General features: G+C 45.9%; 22 protein-coding genes. 11 read left to right on the forward strand and 11 right to left on the reverse strand.

Features of this window, described 5'->3' with window-relative positions; genetic code table 11:
* The 3 genes from ACLWBB_RS14050 to ACLWBB_RS14060 form a co-directional block, all read right to left on the reverse strand.
* Positions 1-1,614, reverse strand: coding sequence for an oleate hydratase (locus ACLWBB_RS14050; protein ID WP_413288173.1), 1,614 nt, complete (start codon positions 1,612-1,614; stop codon positions 1-3).
* Positions 1,615-1,784: 170 nt separating this feature from the next.
* On the reverse strand, positions 1,785-2,369 hold the full coding sequence (locus ACLWBB_RS14055; protein WP_413288174.1) for a hypothetical protein: 585 nt from the start codon (positions 2,367-2,369) through the stop codon (positions 1,785-1,787).
* Positions 2,370-2,459: 90 nt separating this feature from the next.
* Positions 2,460-3,344, reverse strand: a complete 885-nt coding sequence (locus tag ACLWBB_RS14060) for a hypothetical protein (RefSeq protein ID WP_413288175.1) — start codon at positions 3,342-3,344, stop codon at positions 2,460-2,462.
* Positions 3,345-3,444: 100 nt separating this feature from the next.
* Here ACLWBB_RS14060 and hflX point away from each other — a divergent pair, with 100 nt between their 5' ends.
* Positions 3,445-4,851: a GTPase HflX gene (hflX, locus tag ACLWBB_RS14065; RefSeq protein WP_413288176.1), complete on the forward strand. Its 1,407-nt coding sequence runs from the start codon at positions 3,445-3,447 to the stop codon at positions 4,849-4,851.
* Here hflX and ACLWBB_RS14070 read toward each other — a convergent pair.
* Positions 4,829-5,449, reverse strand: a complete 621-nt coding sequence (locus tag ACLWBB_RS14070; RefSeq protein ID WP_413288177.1) for a tRNA-uridine aminocarboxypropyltransferase — start codon at positions 5,447-5,449, stop codon at positions 4,829-4,831. The genes hflX and ACLWBB_RS14070 overlap by 23 nt on opposite strands.
* An 85-nt stretch (positions 5,450-5,534) precedes the next feature.
* Positions 5,535-6,071: a hypothetical protein gene (locus ACLWBB_RS14075; RefSeq protein ID WP_413288178.1), complete on the reverse strand. Its 537-nt coding sequence runs from the start codon at positions 6,069-6,071 to the stop codon at positions 5,535-5,537.
* Positions 6,072-6,303: 232 nt separating this feature from the next.
* On the opposite strand from ACLWBB_RS14075, the gene ACLWBB_RS14080 reads away from it, so the two are divergent.
* Both ACLWBB_RS14080 and ACLWBB_RS14085 read left to right on the forward strand, forming a co-directional pair.
* The gene (locus ACLWBB_RS14080; protein WP_413288179.1) at positions 6,304-8,097 is read left to right on the forward strand and encodes a MutS family DNA mismatch repair protein; all 1,794 of its coding nucleotides are present in this window, start codon (positions 6,304-6,306) and stop codon (positions 8,095-8,097) included.
* Complete coding sequence (locus ACLWBB_RS14085) at positions 8,094-8,783, forward strand: pseudouridine synthase (RefSeq protein WP_413288180.1); 690 nt, start codon at positions 8,094-8,096, stop codon at positions 8,781-8,783. The genes ACLWBB_RS14080 and ACLWBB_RS14085 overlap by 4 nt, the downstream gene beginning before the upstream one ends.
* Here ACLWBB_RS14085 and ACLWBB_RS14090 read toward each other — a convergent pair.
* Complete coding sequence (locus tag ACLWBB_RS14090; RefSeq protein ID WP_413288181.1) at positions 8,780-9,655, reverse strand: hypothetical protein; 876 nt, start codon at positions 9,653-9,655, stop codon at positions 8,780-8,782. The two genes, ACLWBB_RS14085 and ACLWBB_RS14090, sit on opposite strands and share 4 nt — an antisense overlap.
* Positions 9,656-9,854: 199 nt before the next feature.
* On the opposite strand from ACLWBB_RS14090, the gene ACLWBB_RS14095 reads away from it, so the two are divergent.
* The 5 genes from ACLWBB_RS14095 (at position 9,855) to ACLWBB_RS14115 (ending at position 15,651) form a co-directional block, all read left to right on the forward strand.
* The gene (locus ACLWBB_RS14095) at positions 9,855-10,409 is read left to right on the forward strand and encodes a DUF4142 domain-containing protein (protein WP_413288182.1); all 555 of its coding nucleotides are present in this window, start codon (positions 9,855-9,857) and stop codon (positions 10,407-10,409) included.
* Positions 10,410-10,645: 236 nt separating this feature from the next.
* Positions 10,646-11,656, forward strand: a complete 1,011-nt coding sequence (locus tag ACLWBB_RS14100) for a hypothetical protein (protein ID WP_413288183.1) — start codon at positions 10,646-10,648, stop codon at positions 11,654-11,656.
* A 130-nt stretch (positions 11,657-11,786) separates the two neighbouring features.
* A complete protein-coding gene (locus tag ACLWBB_RS14105) occupies positions 11,787-12,914 on the forward strand; it encodes a hypothetical protein (protein WP_413288185.1) in 1,128 nt (375 codons plus the stop codon).
* Between the two features lie 111 nt (positions 12,915-13,025).
* Positions 13,026-15,068: a hypothetical protein gene (locus tag ACLWBB_RS14110; protein WP_413288186.1), complete on the forward strand. Its 2,043-nt coding sequence runs from the start codon at positions 13,026-13,028 to the stop codon at positions 15,066-15,068.
* 22 nt (positions 15,069-15,090) lie between these two features.
* On the forward strand, positions 15,091-15,651 hold the full coding sequence (locus ACLWBB_RS14115; protein ID WP_413288187.1) for a PorT family protein: 561 nt from the start codon (positions 15,091-15,093) through the stop codon (positions 15,649-15,651).
* On the opposite strand, the gene ACLWBB_RS14120 is transcribed toward ACLWBB_RS14115, so the two are convergent.
* A complete protein-coding gene (locus ACLWBB_RS14120; RefSeq protein ID WP_413288188.1) occupies positions 15,648-16,538 on the reverse strand; it encodes a hypothetical protein in 891 nt (296 codons plus the stop codon). The two genes, ACLWBB_RS14115 and ACLWBB_RS14120, sit on opposite strands and share 4 nt — an antisense overlap.
* A 127-nt stretch (positions 16,539-16,665) precedes the next feature.
* On the opposite strand from ACLWBB_RS14120, the gene ACLWBB_RS14125 reads away from it, so the two are divergent.
* On the forward strand, positions 16,666-17,778 hold the full coding sequence (locus ACLWBB_RS14125; RefSeq protein ID WP_413288189.1) for a glyceraldehyde-3-phosphate dehydrogenase: 1,113 nt from the start codon (positions 16,666-16,668) through the stop codon (positions 17,776-17,778).
* Between the two features lie 61 nt (positions 17,779-17,839).
* Entirely contained in the window at positions 17,840-19,042 is a 1,203-nt protein-coding gene (locus ACLWBB_RS14130) for a BamA/TamA family outer membrane protein (RefSeq protein WP_413288190.1), read from the forward strand.
* Here ACLWBB_RS14130 and ACLWBB_RS14135 read toward each other — a convergent pair whose 3' ends face one another.
* Positions 19,043-19,420, reverse strand: a complete 378-nt coding sequence (locus ACLWBB_RS14135; protein ID WP_413288191.1) for a SnoaL-like domain-containing protein — start codon at positions 19,418-19,420, stop codon at positions 19,043-19,045. It lies immediately after the preceding gene.
* Between the two features lie 164 nt (positions 19,421-19,584).
* Between ACLWBB_RS14135 and ACLWBB_RS14140 the strand changes: the two genes are divergently transcribed.
* Entirely contained in the window at positions 19,585-20,586 is a 1,002-nt protein-coding gene (locus tag ACLWBB_RS14140) for an HAD family hydrolase (protein ID WP_413288192.1), read from the forward strand.
* Positions 20,587-20,590: 4 nt separating this feature from the next.
* Here the strand turns inward: ACLWBB_RS14140 and thyX are convergent, their stop codons facing one another.
* From thyX to ACLWBB_RS14155, 3 genes are all read right to left on the reverse strand, one after another.
* On the reverse strand, positions 20,591-21,223 hold the full coding sequence (gene thyX, locus ACLWBB_RS14145; RefSeq protein WP_413288193.1) for an FAD-dependent thymidylate synthase: 633 nt from the start codon (positions 21,221-21,223) through the stop codon (positions 20,591-20,593).
* 94 nt (positions 21,224-21,317) lie between these two features.
* Entirely contained in the window at positions 21,318-22,028 is a 711-nt protein-coding gene (locus tag ACLWBB_RS14150; RefSeq protein WP_413288194.1) for a hypothetical protein, read from the reverse strand.
* A gap of 65 nt (positions 22,029-22,093) precedes the next feature.
* On the reverse strand, positions 22,094-23,683 hold the full coding sequence (locus ACLWBB_RS14155; protein WP_413288195.1) for a serine/threonine protein kinase: 1,590 nt from the start codon (positions 23,681-23,683) through the stop codon (positions 22,094-22,096).
* Between the last annotated feature and the right edge of the window lie 24 nt (positions 23,684-23,707).

Here is a 23,707-nt window from a genome sequence, read left to right on the forward strand (position 1 = left end):
TTATACACGTTGTTCGGGCTCGATCTTCTTGGGCCCTCTATTCATCGTCTTCACGACATTAAAGAGCGTCCCAACATCTTGCGCTGTTTTAATCGGCGACACTTCCTTATCCAGCTTCAACAGCTGATACACGGCCGTTTGCGCTGAGCGCACCGAATACTCTAGCGTAAAGACCACTTCCTTCGGCATTTCACAATACTGCCCAATGAAAGAAAAATTGGTCGAGCCTTTTGGAACCACCAAAGGGCGATCGCCTTTTTCCCGTGGCATGAATTGGCTGCCGATATAAGGCATCATGCAAGGCAGACAAATCGAGTGATTCACCACATCTGGAATTTCAGCCATAAATCTAAAGTGCGACATCACTTCGGTCAGGATTTCCCGACCAGAGCAGTCTGACATCTTTTTGTGAATGAAGTTACCCTCTTTGTCTGGCATCAGGCCATAACCCCACCAGACCCAGACATCATCGGGCTGTTCATAGAAATGCGGTTGATGGTTCAAAACCAAAGTCAAAAGCCAGTTAGAGTCTTTGATCGTGACTAACCCACCTTCGCCCGCCTCGTGACCCGAAAACTTTTCTACAAGATCAAAAAACAAAGGACTTGTGGACGTAACGGTGAAGGACTCCCACTTGGTTTGGTAGGTGTTACTATTGAAAGCTGCCGGATTGCCAAAGTCGTTAAACTTTTTTGAGAGCCTTTCCCACAGCGTCCAGCCGTTATTGCCCCGACTGCTTTTTAAGATCGGTGCGCGGTCCATACCGCCAACAGAAATATCGGCACTCATAGAACCGTTAGTAACAAAAACCAAATCATTATCAGAAATCTCGACGCTCTGGTTTTTTCCGTCTTGGGTGTAGAAGATTTTTTGCACGGTCTTTTCTTTATCCCCGGCCTTGAAATCAATGTCCGTCACCTTGCAGCCCATTTCAAAGTTCACTCCACGCTCGGCCAACCAGCGAACTACAGGGCGAATGATCGTGTCGTACTGATTGTACTGAGTGCGATAAACGCCAGCGACTTTTTCTTCGGCTGAAAACAAATGCACGTAACGCATCAGATAGCGTTTAAACTCGACAACACTATGCCAAGGCTCAAAAGCAAAAGTCGTTGCCCACATATACCAGAAGTTTGTTTTAAAAAATGAGGCCTTAAACCAATCATCAATACTTTTTTTACCAATAAGATCCTCAGGAATAGCAAAAAGCTCTGTGAGATCTAAGCGATCTCTGGCGCCGAATCCTAAGCTTGAAACATCTATGGGCCTGCCGCCTTCAACAAGGCGTCCTTTCCCATTCCACACGAAGTCTTGGTGAAATTCGAGGATCTCTTGTTTCGCGGTCCGAGTCGAATCCGCCAGTGATGGAATAAAAGATAGAAGCTCGTAAGTGCAGTTGTAGGTTTCTTCAAACATGCGTCCACCATGAATAAGATAACCTTTTTCGGGATTGCCCTGGGCTTCGACACTGCCCCCGGCTCGATCTTGCTCTTCATAGATGAAAATATTTTTCCCGGAGATTCCGCCATCTTTAATAAGAAAGGCAGCCGCTGATAAAGACGCTATTCCTCCGCCAACCAAATACGCTTTCACATGGGTGTGATCTGTTGCCATTGTAACCTCTCTTTTTGAGCATTACTCAAAGGCTAAAATCACCGTGTGCTGAGGTCGTACGCATTCCGTGAAATTCGCTTCACATGTATTTTCAGGCTATGCAAAATGGCATAAAAAAACCCACATCATTTCTGACGTGGGTTTCAAGATTGATTTCAAACTCGATCTAATTAAAGAGCGAATGCTACGCCAACATAGATATCGTTTTTGAACGTTTCTTCCATGTTGTTGCCGTCGATACCGCCTTGAAGAGCGATTGTCTTGTTAAGATTCACTTGGCCAACCAAACGAACGCCGGCACCACTTTTGTTCTCAGTTTCCAAAAGGTTTTTCTGAGTACCGAAGTACAAGTATGGGTTCAAAAGCAAAGATTTGCCTTCGTTCTTAAGCAAAGTGATAGAAGCACCAACAGTCGCAAGGCTGCGATCTACAGTCACTTCTCTGTCTTCCAAAGACTTAACTTTTTCTTTGTTAGAGTATGCTCTGAAGCTCAAAGCAGGGCTTACTGTTTCGCTCATGCCACCGATATCAAGATAAAGATTCGTTTTACCTTGAGACAAACCTACGAAGTTGAAAGCTACAGTGTTGTGTGTAGTTGCAGGTGCGCTAACAGTTGTGCTCACAGTTGGAGCTGCTACTGCTGCCGCTGGTGCTGGTGCTGCTGCGATAGTTGTTGTTTTAGAAAGGTTCTTTTCTGCAGCCATTGCACTAGCAGCGAAGAACAAAACAGAAGCAAAAGTCATAGTTAATTTCATTGAAAAACTCCCTTTATATGTGGGGCGTACAATAGAAAAAGAGGTTGCAGAAAGACAGCAAAAACTCTACCGCGACGCCCCTGGTCTTTTCTAGGGAACAACCTCAAAAGCAAGCTCTGGGCTTACTTCAACGTTCGAAGCATCGATTTGATCACCTTTGACCGCAACCGTGAACTTCAAGTCTTTATTATCAAAATGGATTTCGCCTGAGATGCCAAAACCTTGATAAGCCTGAGCAGCCACTTTAACGCCATCAGAGTCCCAAAGTTCTAGTTCATTGCCACGAAGTGCGTTTTTGCTGCTACCGCCCGCCAAATTTAAGACTTTGACGCTGTCAATTTGAGTGCCCCAACCCGGAGTCACTTTAGTGTAAAAGCGAACTTTCGTGATACGGCCTGCAGAGTCAAAATAACCCACAGCGCCGATATAATCCTGACCATTTTTTGAGGCTGGAGCAGTTTTGTCCTCGATTTGCGCTAAGTACCGATACGTAAGATCACTGTTAGGCACAGAGATCACATAGAAATCGGTGTTCAGATAGGTTGCGGGACTGACGCCTGTTTCAATATTGTAAAGAGTATGACGGTCAAAATCTCCGCAGCAGCCATACTTGGTAGTCGCGACGAATTCTTCGTTCACGTAATCTGCCTTTGCCCCTTCGTCCGTGCTTTTCCAAAGAACGTTTTTAAAGCCATCTTTTTGTGAACGCGCTTCAATCACAGATTGCGACGCCAAACCTTCGCGATCACTCCAATACTCAGTCGAAGTTTGAACTTTAAGCAAAACCTGTTTGCCGTATTGCCCTAAATACTGAGTGATATAACGAGTCTCGAGCATTTTCACAGCTACATCACCATTTGTGTCGGTCACAGAGATAGAACTCTCGCCTTTATCACTGTAGGTAGCTGCAATCGCTCCTGCGACACCAGCAATTAAAAGACCTGAAAGCAAAACCAAAAACTTGTTCTTTTTCATGGATACTCCTTCATTAAAGGAGCTGTTATATCAAAAAGGCGACCAAAGACATGTCCAGAGACCGTGACAAAATGCACAAATGCTGTAATTATGGTGTCCTATGATCACCACTACTCAATCAAAGCCTCTCAAAGCACTTCTCGTTGGCGTTCAACTTCCGAAAGTTTCCGATGAAGAACTGCAAGGTTCTTTAGCCGAACTTGCACGTCTTGTGACGACGTTGGGATACAATGTTATCGGACAAACTTCACAGCGTCGCAATTCAGAACGAACTGCAACAGTACTTGGTGATGGCAAGTTGAAAGAACTTGCGAATTGGACCGGTGGCAGTGGTGTCGTTGGACCCATGGTCGTAAAAAAGCTGCACAAGGCCGCATTGAAATTCAAAAAAACTCAGACAGACGATGAAGAAGACACTGATTTAGAAACCGAAGAAACTGAAGACGAAGAATTCGTAGAAAGTGAAGCCCCGAAAGAGAGCGCCGATATTTTGATATTTGACTGCGATCTTTCGCCTTCTCAACTTCGAAACTTAGAAAGCGCAACAGGAGTAACTGTTTTAGATCGTACGGGCGTGATCATTGAAATCTTTAGCCGTCATGCACGTACGCGTGCTGCACGCTTACAAGTAGAAATCGCGCGTTTGACCTATGTGGCTCCACGCCTTCGTGAAACAGGTGGTGGTGAGGATCGCGGCGGTGGCGGTGTCGGCGGAAAAGGTGCCGGTGAATCCAGTGTCGAATTAGATCGTCGTAAAATTCGCGATCGCATTAAGGAACTTAAACAAGAACTTTCGTCGATCGCCCAAGAACACGACACCCGCCGGGCTCGTCGTGGCCAGGAGATTTCCGTAGCTCTTGTTGGTTATACCAATGCTGGCAAATCATCCTTGATGCGCGCATTGACTGGCAGTGAAGTTTTAGTCGCCGATAAGCTGTTTGCGACCCTTGATACGACAGTGCGTATGCTTTATCCCGAGTCCGTACCGCGCATTTTGATCTCAGACACTGTCGGTTTTATTAAAAAGCTTCCCCATGACCTGGTGGCTTCTTTTAAATCCACACTCGATGAGGCCTTGAATGCTTCCTTGCTATTGTATGTGGTGGATTCCTCCGACCCTACATTTCGCTCGCAATTGCAGGTCACTCGGACAGTCTTAGACGAGGTCGGCGCCAGTGAAATCCAAAGTCTTTTGGTGCTGAATAAAGTCGACCGCCTAAGCTCTGAAGAACTGCAAAAACTTAAAAGCGAATTCCCAGACGCCGTCTATCTTTCCGCACGGGACTCGAAAGACGTTGCGACCTTCAGATTACGCCTTATTAGCTATTTTGAAACCGATATGGTGGATAGCGAAATTCTGGTGCCCTATACGGTTCAAGGGGCCATCGGTGAAATTCGCAGCAAGATGCGCGTAATTGCGGAGTCCTATAATGAAAAAGGGGTTCTACTCAAAGTTCGCGCCCATCAAGAGCATCTCGATAGACTCAAATCTCGCTTTGGTCTTTGATCACGCCACGCCCTTTAAGCGTCGCCATCAACTTCGCATTATAAAGCTTTAGAAGCGTCGCTTTGACGTCTTCACCCTCAATCACCCCCAGAGCATGAGCAATCGCCTGGAGGGTCGCCATACCCTCTTCCGTGCTTTCGGCCCGCATTTTTAAGGGGGACTCGTTAGGGGTTGCGATCATCACCCGAGGAAGGTCTTTGAGTTCTTGATGCCGATAATGAACCTTGCTTGCCTGGCGCCAATTGCCGTCAGGAACAATCAGTTGAATCGGCCTTGGGTCTTCTGCCACCAGTTCTGGCGTCAAGGGTTTGGCATCTTCGCTGGGGTAGAAAAGGAGCGTGCGATAGGTTTCAGAGAGCAAGGGACTCAGATCCAAAGCTTCGTGATCAAGCCCCCGCACCTTCATTTCACTATTGGTCAGGGCTTTTAAAGCAAGGCGCCCTGTATTCGTCGTACGCTTAAGCTCTTTTGCATGAACGACTAAGCAGACTTTTGTTTTTAAGTTTAAGGACGGAATTTGCGCGCAGATACAAAGATTACGGTGCAGATAACATTCAGGGCAGGGATCTTTGGTTTTTCGTTGGCGCAGGTTTTTCACGTGGTTACGTATATCATAGATCAGAAAATAAAAAAGGGCCCAGGATGACTCCTGAGCCCTTTTCCGCAGTTCTTATTAAAACTAATTAGTTGTAAAGGCCGCTATTGATAGCCAAGGCGTCTTGAGCCAAAAGCTTGTAGCGAAGCCAGTTTACAGAGCCATCAGCATTCAACTTAGCACCATAAACAGCAGTTGTTACTTCTTGGCCATAAGCTTCAGTCATCAATTGCTCCAAGATATCCAAGTCAGCAAAAAGTTTTGGAGAAGCTTCCGCTAGGCTTTCCAAGCTTAAACGACCTTCGAAACGGCCATTGTCATAACGGCTGATAACGTCATAGTAACCATTGCTGTAACGAGAATACTTCGTCATACGAAGTGCGTAGTCCGTGTTATCGATCTTTTGAACAACAGCGTTCAATTTCTCTTGGTTACTATTTGCCAAAGTCTGATCAACTTTGCCTTCTTTAGCTGCTTTTTTACCAGCATGTACGCCAGCTACGATACCGCCAGCAATAATAACACCAAAGATTGGGGCTGCGAAAATAAAGGCTTGAGCAGAACCTGCTGCCACAGTGCTAGCCATTACGATAGCAGCGATTTTTTTAGTCATAGATAATTTCATTTTGTTCTCCTTGCGTCTAAACGTTTTTCGTTTTGATGACCGGACTTATAACACGTTTTTTTTAATAAAAAAGAACTGTTCCCTAATGCGATACTTTCTCAGAGATGCTGTTCGAGCCCAGAGTTTGGCAGAAGCTATGAATTTTGCTAGATTTTTCGAATTGTTACCCTTACGCTTTAAAAACAATTAGGAACACAATCTTCACTACATAAAGAAAGTTCATATTTTGACAGTGAAACAATTCCAGAAAACGTCACTTATTTTACACAAGCGCGAAACGAAACTGCAACGCTGGTTGGAGCTTTGGCAGCTAAAACTGCGTAACTTTCAGAACGCCCGTCTGATCGCAGGTCTGTTGTTTTTTGTGAGCCTTGTTCCTGCCTCTCTTAAAGCAGAAGCAGGTGTTGAGTTCTTATGGACTTTGCCCTTTCTTATCGTGTTTTTAGTTTTTGTTGCAGTGACAAAAAACTACCATCGCCATGTGCAGAATCTGCAAGGGCTTCTTGCTTTTACTCGTCGTCAAAAAAATCGTGTTCATGGCATCCCCTCTGGGCGCTCTTGGAAACAGGCCGAAGAAGCCTCGCGCGCTCTGCCTATGGTGCGCGATCTGGGATTGGTTGGCTCACACTCGTTATGGACTTTGCTTGATGAAACCCTCTCTGAAGGCGGTCAAAAAAAGCTTCTAGAATGGATGAGCGTAAAACCTTTGGATAAAAACCTTCTGAGCGCTCGCCAAGAGACTTTGAAAAAGTTAAGACCTCAAAGCTGGTTTTACACACGCCTTTGCTTGCAAGCGAATAGCAATGAGTTGAACCTTTCGACTTTACAGTTGCAGGATTTCTTAAAGAAGTCCTTTGTCGATACAAAGTTTTTTAGAATCTTTGTGGTGAGCCTCTGCCTCTGGGTGTTGACTGCATCCTTGATGACGTTCTCGATTTCGACTGGAACAAAGCTTCCTTCGGTTTTGTTTTTGGCTTTCCCACTTTTTAGTCTTTGGAGCTTAGGCTCTGTTGGGACGGCCTTCCTATCAGGCGTGGGCTTGTCACATCACCTAGGAACTTTGGTTCCTCTTTTTACAGCCATTGAAAAACGAAGCGCTTATGATCACGGACTTAAAGAGATCTGTGGGCATATCGCTGCTCACCGTCCTTCACGGGCGGCTAAGAAGTTGGATTTTATTTTGGGTTTCGTGGGAACTCAGACAAATCCTATTTTGCGTTTGTTTGTGAATGTTTTAAGTCCTTGGACTTTGACCTCGGTCTTTTTCCTGGAAAAAGCTCGTCGTAAAATGGCCGAAGAGTTTCCCGCATCCCTTGAGGAGCTCGCCGAGCTAGAAGTTTGGGGATCTCTTCTGATCTTTGATAAATATCAAACTCAAATGTATCCAGAGTTTGCAAACACTGGTTCTCTTCAGTGTAGTCAGGTTTTCCATCCCCTGCTTGAAAGAAGCCGTGCAGTTGCAAATGATTTTAGCTTTCCAACTGGCAAGACCTTGGGTCTTTTGACAGGCTCTAATATGTCGGGGAAGTCGACCTTTTTACGCACTCTCGGCATTAACCAGGTCCTTGCCAATATGGGCGCCCCGGTCTTTGCCGATAAGTTTTTGACGGTTCCTGCGCGCATTGAAACGTGTATCGAGGTTTCGGATTCTTTGCGAGATGGGTATTCTTACTTCTATGCCGAAGTTCGCAGGCTCAAAGATATCCTACAAACTGCGGCAACCAAAACCCCCGTCTTGTTTCTGATTGATGAGATTTTCCGCGGCACTAATAATCGCGAGCGCCAAATTGGCAGTAAAGCCGTCATCCGTGCTCTTGCTCAGGAAAAAACAGCTTTAGGTTTTATTTCGACCCACGATCTGGAACTTACAAGCCTGGAAGAAGATCACCCGTCTTTAATGAATTTGCATTTCCGCGAGGATATTGATACCAACGGCAAGATGGTTTTCTATTACCACTTGAAACATGGCCCTTGCCCGACGACGAACGCGCTCAGGATCATGGAAGCTGAAGGCATTAAGATTTGAGAATTCTGCACCAAGAAGAACATTTTTTCGCGATTGATAAGCCCGCGGGTTTTTTCGTCCACCCGCCTGAGCTTTCTCGCTACCCCGTTCCCCGTGAAAAAATCTGCCTGCATGTTCTTCGTAAACTTATGAATCAAGATGTTTACCCGGTTCATCGCCTGGACGCGCCTACCAGCGGCGTTCTGCTTTTTGCAAAATCCCGTGAAGCTGCCGGAGAACTCGGCAAACTCTTTATGCAAAGAGAACTGCAAAAAACCTATCATGCGGTTGCTCGCGGTATTGTCGAAGAGGAAGGCTCTATCGAGATTCCTTTAGAAATCGCAGGCTTTACTGATCTGATGGAATCAAAAACGACCTACAAAAGATTAGCGACGATCGAGTTACCATTTCCCGTCGGGAAAAAATATCCCACTACCAGATACTCTCTTGTTGAAGTCAATCCAGTGACAGGTCGCTGGCATCAGATCCGTCGTCACTTTGATCGCATTGCTCACCCGCTATTAGGGGATATTGAGCACGGCGATACTTATCACAATCGCTTTTTCCGGGACGAGCTGAAAATCCAGGGCCTTTGCCTGAAAGCCCATCAACTGGAGTTTAAAAATCCTTGGGATGGTCAGCTTCTAAAAATTGAAGCGCCTCTTTGTGAGAAATGGGAAAAGGTCCACAAGCTTTTTGAAAATTAGCCGAGAATTGCCGGCAGTTCTTTCGCGACACGGGCTAAGAAATCACCTTGCACACGCAGAACGTTTTCTTCTCCACTAACGGTGTCCACATCCATAGAGATCACTTCTTTAATTTTAGCCACCTTACCGTAACCATTTTCAAGAAATCCTAAATCAAGCAATGCGCACTTAAAGCGGATCTTTCGACCTTCGACGTACTGAACAATGTCCACCTGTTGGCGCTTGGTATAGCGGAACGACAACAATGCCCATTTCACTGGGTCTTTATAACGTTGGTAAGGAGAATCCGATCCCCAACGAGCGGCAATAGTGATGTCAGGAACTCCCTTAGCCACAACAGTTTTCAAAATCGGATATGCCGATGCGTAAAACTTGTGTTTCAGGCTCGTAGCTTCTTGCTCCCAAAAGTTTGGAACCTGTTCTCGTGGATCTTCGCCGGCAATAGAGACATGAATGTCGGTCTCATACAAATTCGGCAAATCTAAGCTTAAGGTCTGAAGATTGGCTTGAAAGGTTTTTCTCCAGTCACCCGTTACGCGATAACGATCTTGCGGAAGAAAAATCGCACAAAGGTCTGTAAAAGAAAACCACTTGGTTCCTTTGGTCGGAGGCGCAGAACTGGAAATTGTAATGCTGACCGGAGGATAGTCATTTCCTTGAGTGACCACCTTTGCAAACGTGACACTTTGTTCAAGGTCTACACGAATGCGACGCCAAACATCGTTGGGTTCGTATCCGATATTATGCTTATTACTTGTCTCAATAGATTTGATTTCAATACCAGGCTTTGAACAAAACTCCTTCGTGACGATAGCATCAAATTCGTCAGTCAGTGATCGGTCTATAGATTGTTCAAGTTCTCGCATCTCCATAGAACTCACTCTTGCACAATTTTTGATTTCCTCCAAGCGTGAGTTCTGCATTCTATCAGTATACAGCGCGGTGCATTTCTATGAGTGACAAAAGGACCCGATGTTTTATCGCAAGAAGGCCGATTGGAAAACTTCAAGACTTGCACCGTTTTTGAAATCGAACCACGCTTGCCTAAAATTTTAAACAAAGGAGTTTTCAATGAAACTAACGAACAATCTTTTTTCAAGTGCTATCGTTCTTGCAATCGGCCTTGCAGTGGGTGCAGCTCAAGCAGCTGATCCAGCACCGCCAGCGGCACCACTGACAGACGCTCAGGTTTTGGGATTGGTTGGCACTGCAAATGATGCCCAAATCAACATGGGACAAGTTGCTTCAACTAAAGGGCAAAACAACGATGTGAAAGCGTTTGGCGCCAAAATGGTGGTTGAGCACACCGCGGGCAATGTAAAACTTAAAGCCCTCGAAATGAAATCTAAAATCACCCGTGAAGACAGTCAGGCAAGCGCGGATTTAAAGAAAAATACCGATGCCATGACTGACAGTTTGAAGAATGCAAAAGATGCTGACTTCGACAAAGCCTTCATCGATGGCCAAGTAAAAATGCATCAAGATCTTTTAAACGCTCTTGATCAACAGCTTATTCCAAATGCGCAAAATGCAGATGTAAAAGCGTTCTTGGAAGAGCTTCGCACCGCTGTAGATACTCACTTGAAAGAAGCACAAAAAATCCAAACAGACTTGAACACACCTTAGTAGTTCAAAGAATGGCCCCTCTCACGAGGGGCTTTTCATTTATTTATACTGCAAGAAAACACGCATTTTTCGATTTGAAATTTTGCAGAATAATGTTTCAATGGTGCCTCAACGAGATCTCTGTCTTTGGTCCTCACACCTTGGTTTCCTCTAAGAACATTCAAATAGTTTTTGAATCAGATTTGTAACCAAGAATGAGCGCGAGTGCGTTCATAAACGATAAAGTGAGGATTCAAATGAAAGTACTTCCCCCTAAATTGAAAATCAATCCCCTCAGCCGTCAGCCCAAGCGTCCGCGCCTGGTGATGGCTGTTCGTGGCGGCGCAGGTGTCGGCAAAAGTTTCTTTGTCCAGAGTATGGCTGAAAGCGGCCTAGGACGCTTGTGCATCTTCGATACAGAACGCAAATCAAGACTCTTAAAAGGTGTCGGTGTTAACTTCGACGGCCTTGAAATAGAACATCCGGATGAACTGCCGGAATTTATCGAGTGGGCATTGAAAGGCGAAGGACATTTACAAAACTACGGCTGTTTTGCTTTGGATTCTTGGGCTGGATACTTCAGCGCCAAGCATAGCGAAATGATCAAGGCCGTGCGTGAACGTACCGGAAACCCTTTGGCCCAACCGAGTGCAGAAGAACTTGCTGCGGACCAAATGGTTCTGCAAGAGGTTCTCCGTAAACTCTGCATTGAAAGCGGCAAGTGCGTCGTCATCGTGGATCAAATCCCTGCCAAAGGGAAAGAATCCAAAGAAGATAACGAATTCGGTCGAGTTCTGCCCATGACCACCAGTGGACTTGAATACTTTGTCGACGTAATGGTGGAAGTGTCGTTGCAAGAACGCGACGGTGAAGTCGTCAGAGTCTTCCAAGTTGTTAAGAGTAATAGTCCTGTTTTCGAGGTTGGCTTTGAACTTGTGGGCAATGTGACCTTCAAGGACTTTTTAGAACGCCTGCAAAAAGAAACTGGAAAAGATCTCTTTGCCAGCGAGATCAAAGCCAACAGCGTTTCTCCGATCCTGCCTGAGCACCCGGCATGGACCGACGAAGATCTCCCAAAGGATCTCACCGTACAGGATTTGATAGACAAAGCCATTTCTTACGGCTTCAAACAATCCGACTTAGTCAACGCGGCTCGGGTCTATCATAACCAGACCAACATTCATCGACTAACCTCAGAGCAAATCGAAGATCTCGAGCGAAGAATGTGGGCGAAGATACAAAAAATCGAATCTCAAAAAATGAACTAGGGAGCCCCCCTCTCCCTACCATCAGAAACCGAGCGCAAAGCTCGGTTTCTTTTTTGCCCCTGCTTCGTCATCGAAAAAACACAAAGCCTTTCCCTTACGACCATTAGGATTGACAAGAATGGAGGTGGGCATGTCGTCAATCTTTGGCTCTTTGCTGGCGTGTCTCTTTCATTTGTCTGTATTGCCTTCCGAGGCCTCGATTTATAGTGGCCCCATTGGTGAACAAGAAGCTTATCTGGGAAACGCCGGCGCCGCTCTTGAGGACTCGGTCGGAAATCTTCTCTTAAACCCTGCGGGCCTTGCCTTTACACAGAAAACGGCACCAAGCGCTTCTATGAGCGGCAACACTTTAGGTTTTGAAACCACTCGGTCTCCGGGGTTTTATAAAAGCTCTACCAGTTTTACAAGTCGCACTCTCTTAGCAGCAGGAGTATTCCCCACGGAGGCATGGGATGGGTATTTTGCGATGTTTTATTCAGAACCTATCAATGACTCGAATATCGGCATCACAAATTCCGGCACTTTTGAGCTCAACTCAAGCACCACCGCCGGTGGAGTCGCCGCTGGATATCGTCATTCTGACACTTTGGGATTTGGCTTAAGTGGCTCTATCAGTTTTCAGATCGTGGATACGTATCTGACTCGGACACAAAGCAGTCCCGGTTTTTCATCCCTTAGCTATGAGCGAGAACAAATTAAAAACTACTCTCTTCTTCTAACACCAGGAGTTTTGTGGAGGCCCATCTCGTGGTGGAAACTCGGAGTTTCTCTAAATTGGCGTCCGTTCTCGTTAGAGCAGGAAGGACTCGCCTATCGCACCAGCCAGTCCTCGGCAGGCGCAGATCTAAGTGAAACTGCTCGTCCTTTTAATCCTGACATCAAAAACACTTACGATGCGACTCTTGGACAGAGTTTCGCGCTTTCAGAAAATTATCTTTTGTTATTAGATATGACATATCGACCAGAATTCTCTTACTCAAATGACACGGGCGAACGCTGGACCGAGGATTCTTTTAAATCACTCTCTGTCGGTCTAAAAATTCATGCAAATTTTTTGGTCGATCTCTTAGGTGGCTATTCAAGATCAGAGAGTGATTTTGGATCTGCGAACCTCGTGACTCTAGGTTTTGCAATTAATCGCCAAAACAACTCTCTCCTTTTAGGTCTGTACTATAAAGACAATACTCTGAAAGGAGACTTCAAAGGACAGTCATCTTCTGGAGGACTGTCATATGCCGCAAATATCAGTTACTTCTAAGCTGAAACAACAATACTCAACCGATTCTCAGGCGGTTTGGATTAAAACTTCTTGTTTTTGCGAGAGGTTCTTCATTGCTCCATCTAAACAATCCCTAAGAATGAAGCCCATATGAAATACTTAATACTTTTTTATTTAAGCATCTCAGGTGTGTTTGCAGCTCCTCCAACCCCGCAATGGCCACGCGAAATCACTCTTCAGGATAAAAGCAAAGTGCTTGTTTTTTTGCCGCAGGTCGAATCCCTTCACGATAACAAAGTGATAGCGCAAGCTGCTTTCAAGTGGACCCAAGAAAAAAAAGAATACTATGGAAGCTTTCAACTAAAATCCGACGCGCTTATCGACAAAACTTCAGGCAAAGTGACTCTGCGCAATCTGAAGGTAGAAAACATCAGCCTTCCCTCTGAAGGAGTCAAAGGCAAAGAGATTCAAGCCAATCTCCAAAAAACGATGAACGGGAAAGAAGTTCAGATCCCATATAAAACTCTTCTCGATAATTTGGCGGCGCAAAGTACCGAATCTGAACGTAAAGTCGAGGTCAACAATGCTCCTCCGACCTTTCTCTTTGTCCACCAGCCAACGGTTCTTGTGATGATTTCCGGAGAACCTAAATGGACCGAAGTCAAAGGAGCTGGCGTCGAAAGAGTACTGAACACGTCAGCTTTGTTTCTTCGCGACAAAAGCGGCAAGGAATATTATCTGTGGGCGCTTGGTAATTGGTTTGTCGCTGACAAGGTTCTGGGCCCCTATATGCCTTCTAAAAAAGCGCCTTCTTCAAAATTTGTCATAACTAAAGACGACCTGATTAAAAACAAAACCGTCGATCCTATTGCCGGAAAAACCGCCGATGGCAAAAGTATTTATCCACCGGGAATTCTGCCAGGGATTGTAGTTGCAACAAAACCAACAGAGCTTCTACAAAGCGAAGGAGAACCAAAATATCAATCTGTGCAAGGCACAGATTTGTTGTACATGTCGAATTCACCGAATTCTATTTTCTTGGACACGAAAACTCAAAAATATTTTGTTTTAGTTTCCGGTCGCTGGTTTGAAGGCGGTGGTTTACAGGGGCCATGGACCTATGTTCCCGCAAAACAATTGCCTGCTAGCTTTGCAAAGATTCCTGCAGGCAGCCCGGTTTCCGAAGTTCTTGTTTCTATTCCAGGAACGGCCCAGTCTAAAGAAGCAGCTATCGCCAGCCAAATTCCTCAAACAGCCATTGTCCCTAAAGATTTAAAGCCTAAAGATATTCAGTGCGACGGTGCTATCAATTGGGTGAATATTACCGGCACCGCCTTAAAATATGCCCAGAATTGCAATACTCCGCTTATCGAAGTTCAACCTAGCAGCTACTTTGCAGTTCAAAGTGGCGTGTGGTTCACCAGCGAAAAAGCAACCGGCCCGTGGATTGTGGCGATCGCAGTACCAGAGGTCATTTATAAAATTCCAAGCTCTTCACCGATATATTATGTGACCTACGTACACGTTTTTGGTTCTGACGAGAAAACTGTCACCGTGGGATATTTCCCTGGATACAACGGTACCTATGTCACCGCAGATGGCATGGTTGTATACGGAACTGGTTACACTTACCCATCTTACACTTCTCCGCAAACATGGTATCCCGCACCAGCGACTTATGGCTTTGGCGTGGGTTACGGATGGGACTCTGCCGCTGGATTTTATATGGGCTTCAGTTTTGGAGCCTTCATGTCACCTTGGGGTTGGGGCACTTGTTGCTGGGGTTCCTCGTATGTAAATATCGATATCGACAATATTTACACCGACTGGGGAAGACACACTAATGTCTCGGGCCCTGGTGGTGGTTTCAATGTGAATACAGTCGGCAATACAAAGTTTGCTCGGGCTCATGGTTCGAATGAGGTATACGCAGGTCATGGTGGGCAAGTTTATCGTCGTGATGGTCAAGGCGACTGGAAAAGATACGATGGACCAGGCACGTGGTCCCCAGTACAAGGCGCCGATCAAAATAAAATTCAGAATTTAGAATCTGCACGAACAGCTCGATCCAGCGGCCAGGATTTTAATCCTCCGGCAGCAAGGTCTCAACCGCGCTCTCATGGTACGAGTGGCATGCCACCACTTCGCGGAGGCGGAGGTATGCCTCGAGGTGGCGGCGGTTTCCGTCGTTGATAAAAAATAAAAAGGAGTGAGTATGAAAAAATGTATTTTGGTACTGAGTCTCTTTATTGGAAGTATTTCTCAAGCCGCTATGGATTATGGACTTGAGATTGGTGGACGCCAGCAATCCGGTGAAGTCTTTGGCGCAAATTTCGCTGCAAACGCTCAGTTCGGCATGCAAGGGGGCCTTTTTGCCCATATTCCTATGGACCAGGGCACGACACACTTTAGAACAGGCCTTTTATATACTCAGCGTCCTTTGCAATCACACAATATCATTACTGGCGAAGAGATTGATTACAAACTCGACTACTTGGATGTTCCGCTGCAAATTCTATTTAAGCCCCAAGAAAAGTTTGGTCTTTATTTTGGGATGAACGCTGCCATTAACATTTCAAAAAGTTGTAGTGGCAATCCGAACTGTAATATCTATGACGTCGACACTCCCTACTTCCCGTTTGTTTTTGGTGCGATCTTTAAATTCAATCCTCGAGTAGGAATGCACTTCTACTTTGATGGCGCAGGCAATGAAGTCGCTCAAGGACTTGGCGACTATAAGGCCGTAGGTTTAAACGTCATGTTTTCTTTAGACTAGAATCTGTTCGCAAAGACGAAAGTGATACTTTGGCGGTCTTTATTGAGGCTCAGCTCGGAGGTGATAGACCAAAACGGGCTGATCTCCCAATTAAAACCGCCGATTCCATTCCACAGAGCGACCGGAGATTCTCGCAGCTTAAATTGAACGCTCACATCCCGCCCGATCGCCGTCGCGGATAAAGGCAACAGATAGGTTCCTGTAAGTACTCCCCTTGCATCTAGATAGTTCGCACCAAGATACAATCCCAGTTTGCCGTACTCGGTTGAGAGACTATACCCCAATCTCGGAGTCACATTGATGGCAGTAATATTTGTAGTAGACACATTAATATCTGTAACTACATAGGTTGCGGGCATCGCAAAGAAGAAATCTTTGTAACCAGCTGCAAGCAGAAATCCGACTCCGAAATCATATCCATTGTAATCAGCAGGTGCTGCCGCAGTGATATAGCCCTCGCAAAATGCCGGAGGAGAACCGCCGGCGCAGGCACCAGGAACAAAAAAATCAAAGAGGTCTTTGTACTTGATAGAAATTGGAATAGTCCCTTTTCCAGTGGCACCGCCAAGAATTCCGAAAACGTTAAAAAAAGGCAGAACCCACGCATCGAGCTTTAACTGTAGCGTGTGATTTTGAACACGGGCCCCACCAAAATCAATAAAGGTAATATCGCGAAGGGGCTCAGACGGATCAAAGGCGACTTGTAGGTCCTCGACGTTGATGGCTTGGTCTTGATAGTAGTAAACCCAACTCAGGCCATAAGGACGTGGCAGTGTGTGATCAGTATCCACCGCTTTCTGCGCGAGAAAAGGTAACTTCCAAGGCCACTCCTCTGCACGAGCTTGGCTTATAGAAACCAGAAGCAATACAAAGAAGATGTATCTCATTGGAAAAGTTCAAGCGATGCTATCTAGAAGGTCAATACCCAACATTGGAAACTGATTTCCAACAAAAGTAATCAAATGCCGGTGTATAGATTTTTTCCCTCTCTTAAACTTGGCGAGAGGATTCTTGATGCGTTTATTTTTTATTTTTCTATCTGTCTTTTTGACAGGAACACTCAGTCGCGCAGTGAGTCTTATGGACCCTGAAGATGGTTATTTGGACGCCAGCAATTGGCTCTTAGAACATCATGGCTTTATTCCGGTGCCAGTGATCATCACTGAACCTGCCGTAGGCTATGGTGCTGGGGTCGCTTTGCTTTTCATGCAGCGAGGCCAACCTGGCCATCATCGCGAAGAAGGAAAATTTGCTCCACCCATTGTTACCGCGGTGGCTGCAGGCGCTACGGAAAATGGGACCAAGTTTGCAGGCCTCGTTCATCAACGCAGCTGGGACGAAGATCACTGGCGTTATTTTGGCGCCATTGCTCTCACGTCCATCAATTTAGATTTTTATGAGCTTAGTGATTTCCGACAGAATGCACCGACTCTAGAATACAATTTGGATGGAGGTGGAACAGCTCAAGAAATCCGTAGACGTCTTGGTGAAAGCGAGTGGTTTGCAGGCCTTCGCTATTTGTACGCGGACATCACGGCTTCATTTGCCGGAGATTACCCGCCATTTTTAGAGAGCGCAAAAAATAGAGAGCGCAACGGCGGACTCGCTGTAGTGGCCAACTACGACGGACGTGATAATACTCTGTCGCCCCAAGATGGCTATCAAGGCGAGTTTCGTTACTATGTTTTTGATCCGGCTTTTGGCAGTGACCATAAATACCGGCTCGCTGTCGCGGACCTGACAGGATTTTGGCAGTTCAATCCAACTTGGGGTGCCGCCGCCCGCTTGCTCACTAAAAAAATGTCTGGAGATCCTCCGTTCTATACAAAACCTTATATTAACCTGCGCGGAATCGCAAAAATGCGTTATCAAGGAGACTTGGCGGTTTCCAGCGAAGGTGAACTACGATGGTCTCCTCATCATCGTTGGCAATACTCTGTATTTGGCGGTGTAGGGAAAGCAGTCACAGAAGGCCAAGATTATGACGACGCTTCGAGTGCCGGAACGTATGGAGCTGGGTTTCGTTATCTGATGGCTCGTCTTCTGGGATTTCAAATGGGGCTTGATCTGGCAAGAGGTCCCGAAGAGACCGTCGTTTATATTCAGGCCGGCAGCGCCTGGTTCTGATTTTTCTTTTTATTCTCGCCAACCACATCAGATCTTCTAACGGCAATGATTGTATAGACCCATGAGAAAACTCATCGGTGTTTTATTCATCTTGATTCTTGCCCTCAGCACAAGCCTCCAAACACAAGCCCAAGTTAAAGAGGCAGAAGCTGAATCCGATATCCTCTCTGGAAATTACAGTCCTTCTTACTCGACAGAACCAAAGGTTCCAATAGAAAGCAACAACATGAAGGAGCTGATAGATGACGCTCCTTTCGGCAAAAAGGTTCAAGGCAAAAAGCGTGAATGGATCATAGCACCCGTTCCAAACTACAGCCCTGCACAAGGTTGGGGCTTGGCTGTTTTGGCGCAAGTTGTTTTAAAAAGTGAGCAGGGAAACAAACCTTCAATTTTTGCTGGCGGTATTTTTGGAACTCAGAAAAAAAGTTATGGCGGTGCTCTTGCTTATTTAGGCAAGTTGAACGATGACAAGTTTCGCCTGAATATTCTTGGCGGTTACGCCAAAGTGAATTCCGACTTTTATGGAGTCGGCAAAAGGCAATCAAGTTACGACATGTCGGTTCTTCTTGAGCAGGACGTGGATTTCTTTGCAATCCAAGCCATTCCAAAAATGTGGGGTATCTACCTTGGTCCTACAATAGCTTACATTCATATGAAAAATCAGTTCGACATTGCGGGCCTTCCTTCCGATTTTGATTCTCCGGACAGCCTGACCGAAGACTCTTGGGTGCCTGGAATCAAATTAGAAGCCGATACTCGCGACAATACATTTTATCCCTTACACGGATACATGACGAATTTTACGGCGCTCTTTTATGACGAGCGCTTGAGCGGTTCTTACACTTTTCAGCGCTATCAGGCGAACCACAATATGTACTTGTCGTTAGGCGATGAAAAAGTTTTAGCTACACGTTTGAATGCCGCCTACGCTGACGGCGACGTGCCGTTTTATTTTATGCCATCATTCGGGACCGGTTCGGATCTTCGTGGTTATAAAGCTGGAAAATATCGCGATAAATTTATTTGGGATGTACAGACAGAATACCGCACACGCTTTACCGATCGCTGGGGTGGCGTGCTCTTCATCGGTGCCGGGGACGTTCTTCCGTCCATTACAGAATTCAACTTGCAGGACCTATTGTGGGCTGGCGGTCTTGGGGCCCGCTTCCGTATTGCAGAAGAGAACCCCATAGATTTCCGCATTGACGTTGCCTACGGTGACAAAGAAGTCTCTACTTACTTCTCGGTTCATCAAGCGTTCTAATTACATGGAATAAAAAAATTCTTCTCGCACGATCTTGTTATCTCTGACGGTGTAGACACCGACTTCATCCATTCTCATGCGCTGTCCTGATTTTTTATCAGTGACGTCGTACTTGTAATGAACAGCGAAGCGATCGCCGAAGGGGTAAGGCCCTTCCACGAGGGTCGAATGGAGTTCCATATTGTCGATCCAATCCTTGTTTTTCTTTTTGATGGCCTCTAGGCCTCGCAGTTCTGCAGGCATATCTGGTGTGGATACGGCTTCTAAGCTGACCGCGTCCGTGTCGTAGAGCGACTCGATTGCTTTCATGTTCTGACCCTTTTTGCAAAAATCGATGAGTTTATTCGCGATCTCAACGGTTTCTGTGGTTGGCTCCATGGTTCCTCCTGTTTGTATTTACATTTTTGCAGATAAGTCCAAGAACTACTTCCGTTTACTTCGAATTTCCAGTGACGAAGATGTAACCATGTTATTAAACATATGGCAGGACAAAGACGCCTTTCTCTAAGATCAAGACATCCCCTTCATACTCAGGAGGTCTTATGAGAATTCTTCTTCTCATGCTTCTGCTAGGTGTTCTGGTTGCCTGTGAACGTGCCCCTGTGGATCCTCTGCCCTCCTGGAACGACGGCGCCACAAAAGCTGCGATCATTCAATTTGTCGCTAAGGTTACAGATGAAAAAAGCGATTCCTTTATTGCACCAGAGGATCGGATTGCGACTTTCGACAACGATGGTACTTTGTGGAGTGAAGTCCCCGATGCAGAAGTGGCGTTTACAGAAATCCGACTACGAAGAATTTTAGAAAAACGACCGACGCTTAAAAAGCGCGAGCCCTATAAATCCCTTTTAGCCAAAAGTGGTTCGCGCACTCCCCACCTTTCACAAAAAGAGGTCCTCGACATTTTAGCTTTGACCCATTCAGGGATGAGTGAAGACGACTTTGCCAACGAGGCGCGTGGTTTTTTTATGTTCACTCAACATCCTAAATACGATGTGCCCTATCAAAACCTGACCTTTAAACCAATGACAGAGCTTTTAAGCTATCTTCAGAGCAAAGATTTTAAAGTCTATATTTGCTCTGGTGGAGATTTGAGTTTTTTAAGAGCCATTGCCCCTGAGCTCTATGGCGTTCCGCCAGAAAATATTATGGGCGCGTTCTTTGTAGACACCGCGGGCGAGAAAAAAGGGAAGATGATTTTCATGCGTACCGAGAAGATTGCAGGCCTAAACGACCGCGAAGAAAAGGCGATTAATATTTATCGCCATATCGGTCGCCGTCCCATCTTTGCGGCGGGTAATATTCGTAATGGCGGAGACATCGCGCATCTTCGCTACTCGAGCGAAGGAACCTTGCCGTCGCTTCAGATTTTGGTGAACCACGACGACCCCGATCGCGAAGCCGCCTACGGTGAAAAAAACAATGAGTCCTTGAACGCCGCCAAAAAATACAATTGGCATGTCGTCAGCATTAAAAATGATTGGAAAACCGTTTTCCCGATCGTCAATGGACGTGGCCTTGGCAAAATGTCCAAGGCGAAGTGATCTGCTAGATCCACCCCAACGCTTTAGCGACCACAGGCAGTTGTTGACTGAAAACCTCTTTGCAGGCCTCAGCAATCATGCGATGCTCAAGCTGTGTTCCGATCTCGCTACGAAGTTGAATATAATGAATCCAACTGCGAACGGTGCCGTTCATATAAAGTCGTGTCGATGTCCCCATCGGCAGCAAAGTTCTGGCACATTCTTTAGCAATGCCTTTTTCAAGAGCCATTTTGTATTTGCTAAAGGCAAGGTCCCAAACTTCTTTTTGGGATTCTGCAAACCAACTCTGAGTATCGGCATCAAGGTCGTCGACGGAATTTTGACGGTTCTTCTGATCCTGCCTGCGGGCTGAATACTCGATGTAACCATCGACTTCCGCATAACGCTGTGAAAACTCTTGAAATGAAAAAGATCGATGGCGAAGGATTTGGGGTGAGATCGCCCGGGAAGTTGTGATCTCGAGCACCATGTTGGCTTGTTCAAAGATCGACCAGTGACCGTGCTTGATACAATAGGCGATTAGGCGCGAGATCTCGGGGTTTTCTTGATTAACGGGATTACTGACCCTTGCACAATAGGCCATGATCTCTTCAGCATTTGGCGTGATTGAAATAAGACGAACGTTGTTAGTTTCCATAGGCACCTCTGTCTTCAAACGTTACTTGAAGAGGCGCCCCTAGATAAGGAATATAATTTCATATTTTATATTCCTAAAGTTATATATGAAGGAATTAACAGCCGCACCCGCCAGAGCTCATGAAACTTTCTTTTGTAGCTTCGCCTGCGTCAGATTTGATTTTATATACTAAGTAACCGTTCGAAAAATACACTTCTTCGTTCAGTACGATTTCAGCTTGATTATCACCGTCTGTATCACAAAGGCTATGAACATTTAGAATGTTTTTAGATTCACTCAAAGTATCCACCGAAAGCATTTTCTCGACGATCTTTTGAGCCTGCCCTTTTTCAACTTTCACAAGCAGGATCTGACGATGCAAAAGATCTGGAACTTGTCCGCCGAGGTCTTTTTCAAACTCTTTCTGTTCAAAAATGGCAAGCTGCGGGCCGCCCGCCGACAATGTCAGCAATGTACAAGCTTGGGGCACATACTTAAGGGGCTTCGTGGCCTTATCATCCGCAGTCTCTGGAGCCTTTGGGACTTTAGGATCTGGAATATCGCCATTCATTATACGAATCTCAGTCACTAGCGAATCAGAACAAGATGTGGATGTCGTTTTGACTTTCTTATTCTCTTTCACTGCAAAGTTGTAATAGGTAAATTCAGCTGGAGGATCACTCTCGTCTTGCGTGGGGCAGGTGACTTTTTCTTTTTTAGAAGTTGGCGAGCATGAGCCGCCGATAGAATGGGACTTCAATGGCGCAGCAAAGGCACCATTTCCCACTAATAGAATAGAACCCATCAACACAGCGAAGTTTTTCATAAATCCCCCACGATCCTATTGTGGGCATAAAAACTTCCTGCTGTCACGATCACTCTGCAATCAAATTAATCGTGCTCCTGAGTAGTCACCACTGCGCGGCGAGCTGCTGCTTTCTTTGCTGGCTGTCTTTCAGCCTGCTGCTGTTGTTGTTGGTACTGCTGTTGCTGGTATTGATACTGTTGTTGTTGCTGCACCTGCTGCGGTTGTCTTGCGCGCACCGCCTGTTGTTGCTGCGGCTGATATTGCTGCTGATACTGACGAGCTTGAGCTTGAGGTCGCGCAGTTCGTGCCGGCGCCCTTTTTACCGCCGTCGGCAGGACTCTGGCTTCTTCTGAGGCCTCAACTCTTGGCGCTGCCGCGACGACTCGCCCTTGTGGGACCAAGAAATCAAAGAACCCATAAGACTCATCGAGCTTCAAAACAACCACTGAAATCAAATAGAATGCGAAAAGGACGTAGTGGCGCATAGACGCCTTTTCCTTCATCATTTTCTCGATCCCACGTAGGCGTTGATCCATTTCAGCGCCTAGCTGTCTTTGCTGAGCCGCCTGAGCAGTGGCCTGTTGAGCCGCCGCCGCTGTATCTGGCAACACAATCGTCGAATCGGTTCCGTCGTTATTGATAGTCATTGTTGAGTTGCTTAATGAGAGCTGCACATTCATATTCAGAAGGCGAACTTCATTTCGTTCTTGAGCAATTTCAGATTCAAACAACGCCTGCATCGTTTTTGCATTTTCAGAGTATGAATAGTGAGGATAGTGAACCCACATTACTCGACGAAGAGCCGCTTGAAACTCTTCGGCTGTCGCATACCGTTCATCAGGATTGCGGCGAAGTGCTTTTAAAATAACGGCATCCAATTCCGGAGGAACTTCGCCGTTAAAATAAGATGGCGCTTTCACGTTGAAATCGCAATTGCGAATAGTGTCTAAGATCGTCATCTCGGAATCACCGGCTCTAAAGAAAGGTCTACGTAGAGTCAACAATTCCCAGGCGACAATCCCCAGCGCAAAAATATCTACGCGTGCATCCAGAGTCTCTCCTGTGATTTGCTCCGGAGACAAATAGGCAAACTTTCCTTTAATGGTTCCTGCCTGAGTGGCTTCTACCATGCGGCTTGCCGCTTTTGCGATCCCGAAATCAATTACTTTTAGATTACCCTCATAGCTTACGATGAGGTTGTGTGGTGAGATATCACGGTGAATAGCTCGAACCTCTTCACCAGTAACTTTGTTTACAAACGTATGAGCATAGCTTAGTCCCGACGCCGCTTGAGCCAAAAGACTCAGCGCCATTGGAATTGGCATGAACTCTCCACGCTCGGTGAATTTGCAAATAACATCTTTAAGGTTTTTACCTTCGATATATTCCATCGAAATATAAGGCCTGCGATTGCATTCTCCAAAATCATGGATTTGCACCGTATGAGGATGATTGAATCCCATACAGACCTGAATTTCGGTATTAAACATCTTGATAAACTCGCCGTCGTTTGCGGCGTGAGGCAGGATCCTTTTAATGACCTGCACTCGTCCGTTCCCTCGGTGACTTGCCGGTCTTGCTAAGAACACTTCTGCCATACCGCCTGTCGCGATTTTTTTTAGCAATATGTAGTTTCCAAAATGCTCAAAATTTGGAACTGAATCAAAAGGCATATCCGACCTCCATGTGCAACCAAC

Source organism: Bdellovibrio sp. HCB337 (assembly GCF_047302465.1).
Lineage (GTDB): Bacteria > Bdellovibrionota > Bdellovibrionia > Bdellovibrionales > Bdellovibrionaceae > JACMRP01.

Bases quoted from the DNA above. Each gene is read 5' to 3' on its own strand.
- ACLWBB_RS14095 (WP_413288182.1), top strand. From the start codon at position 9,855: ATGAAACTAACGAACAATCTTTTTTCAAGTGCTATCGTTCTTGCAATC.
- thyX (WP_413288193.1), bottom strand. From the start codon at position 21,223: ATGGAAACTAACAACGTTCGTCTTATTTCAATCACGCCAAATGCTGAA.
- ACLWBB_RS14130 (WP_413288190.1), top strand. From the start codon at position 17,840: ATGAGAAAACTCATCGGTGTTTTATTCATCTTGATTCTTGCCCTCAGC.
- ACLWBB_RS14150 (WP_413288194.1), bottom strand. From the start codon at position 22,028: ATGAAAAACTTCGCTGTGTTGATGGGTTCTATTCTATTAGTGGGAAAT.
- ACLWBB_RS14125 (WP_413288189.1), top strand. From the start codon at position 16,666: ATGCGTTTATTTTTTATTTTTCTATCTGTCTTTTTGACAGGAACACTC.
- ACLWBB_RS14120 (WP_413288188.1), bottom strand. From the start codon at position 16,538: ATGAGATACATCTTCTTTGTATTGCTTCTGGTTTCTATAAGCCAAGCT.
- ACLWBB_RS14135 (WP_413288191.1), bottom strand. From the start codon at position 19,420: ATGGAGCCAACCACAGAAACCGTTGAGATCGCGAATAAACTCATCGAT.
- ACLWBB_RS14100 (WP_413288183.1), top strand. From the start codon at position 10,646: ATGAAAGTACTTCCCCCTAAATTGAAAATCAATCCCCTCAGCCGTCAG.
- ACLWBB_RS14055 (WP_413288174.1), bottom strand. From the start codon at position 2,369: ATGAAATTAACTATGACTTTTGCTTCTGTTTTGTTCTTCGCTGCTAGT.
- ACLWBB_RS14140 (WP_413288192.1), top strand. From the start codon at position 19,585: ATGAGAATTCTTCTTCTCATGCTTCTGCTAGGTGTTCTGGTTGCCTGT.
- hflX (WP_413288176.1), top strand. From the start codon at position 3,445: ATGATCACCACTACTCAATCAAAGCCTCTCAAAGCACTTCTCGTTGGC.
- ACLWBB_RS14075 (WP_413288178.1), bottom strand. From the start codon at position 6,071: ATGAAATTATCTATGACTAAAAAAATCGCTGCTATCGTAATGGCTAGC.
- ACLWBB_RS14115 (WP_413288187.1), top strand. From the start codon at position 15,091: ATGAAAAAATGTATTTTGGTACTGAGTCTCTTTATTGGAAGTATTTCT.
- ACLWBB_RS14060 (WP_413288175.1), bottom strand. From the start codon at position 3,344: ATGAAAAAGAACAAGTTTTTGGTTTTGCTTTCAGGTCTTTTAATTGCT.
- ACLWBB_RS14110 (WP_413288186.1), top strand. From the start codon at position 13,026: ATGAAATACTTAATACTTTTTTATTTAAGCATCTCAGGTGTGTTTGCA.
- ACLWBB_RS14105 (WP_413288185.1), top strand. From the start codon at position 11,787: ATGTCGTCAATCTTTGGCTCTTTGCTGGCGTGTCTCTTTCATTTGTCT.
- ACLWBB_RS14050 (WP_413288173.1), bottom strand. From the start codon at position 1,614: ATGGCAACAGATCACACCCATGTGAAAGCGTATTTGGTTGGCGGAGGA.
- ACLWBB_RS14090 (WP_413288181.1), bottom strand. From the start codon at position 9,655: ATGGAGATGCGAGAACTTGAACAATCTATAGACCGATCACTGACTGAC.
- ACLWBB_RS14155 (WP_413288195.1), bottom strand. From the start codon at position 23,683: ATGCCTTTTGATTCAGTTCCAAATTTTGAGCATTTTGGAAACTACATA.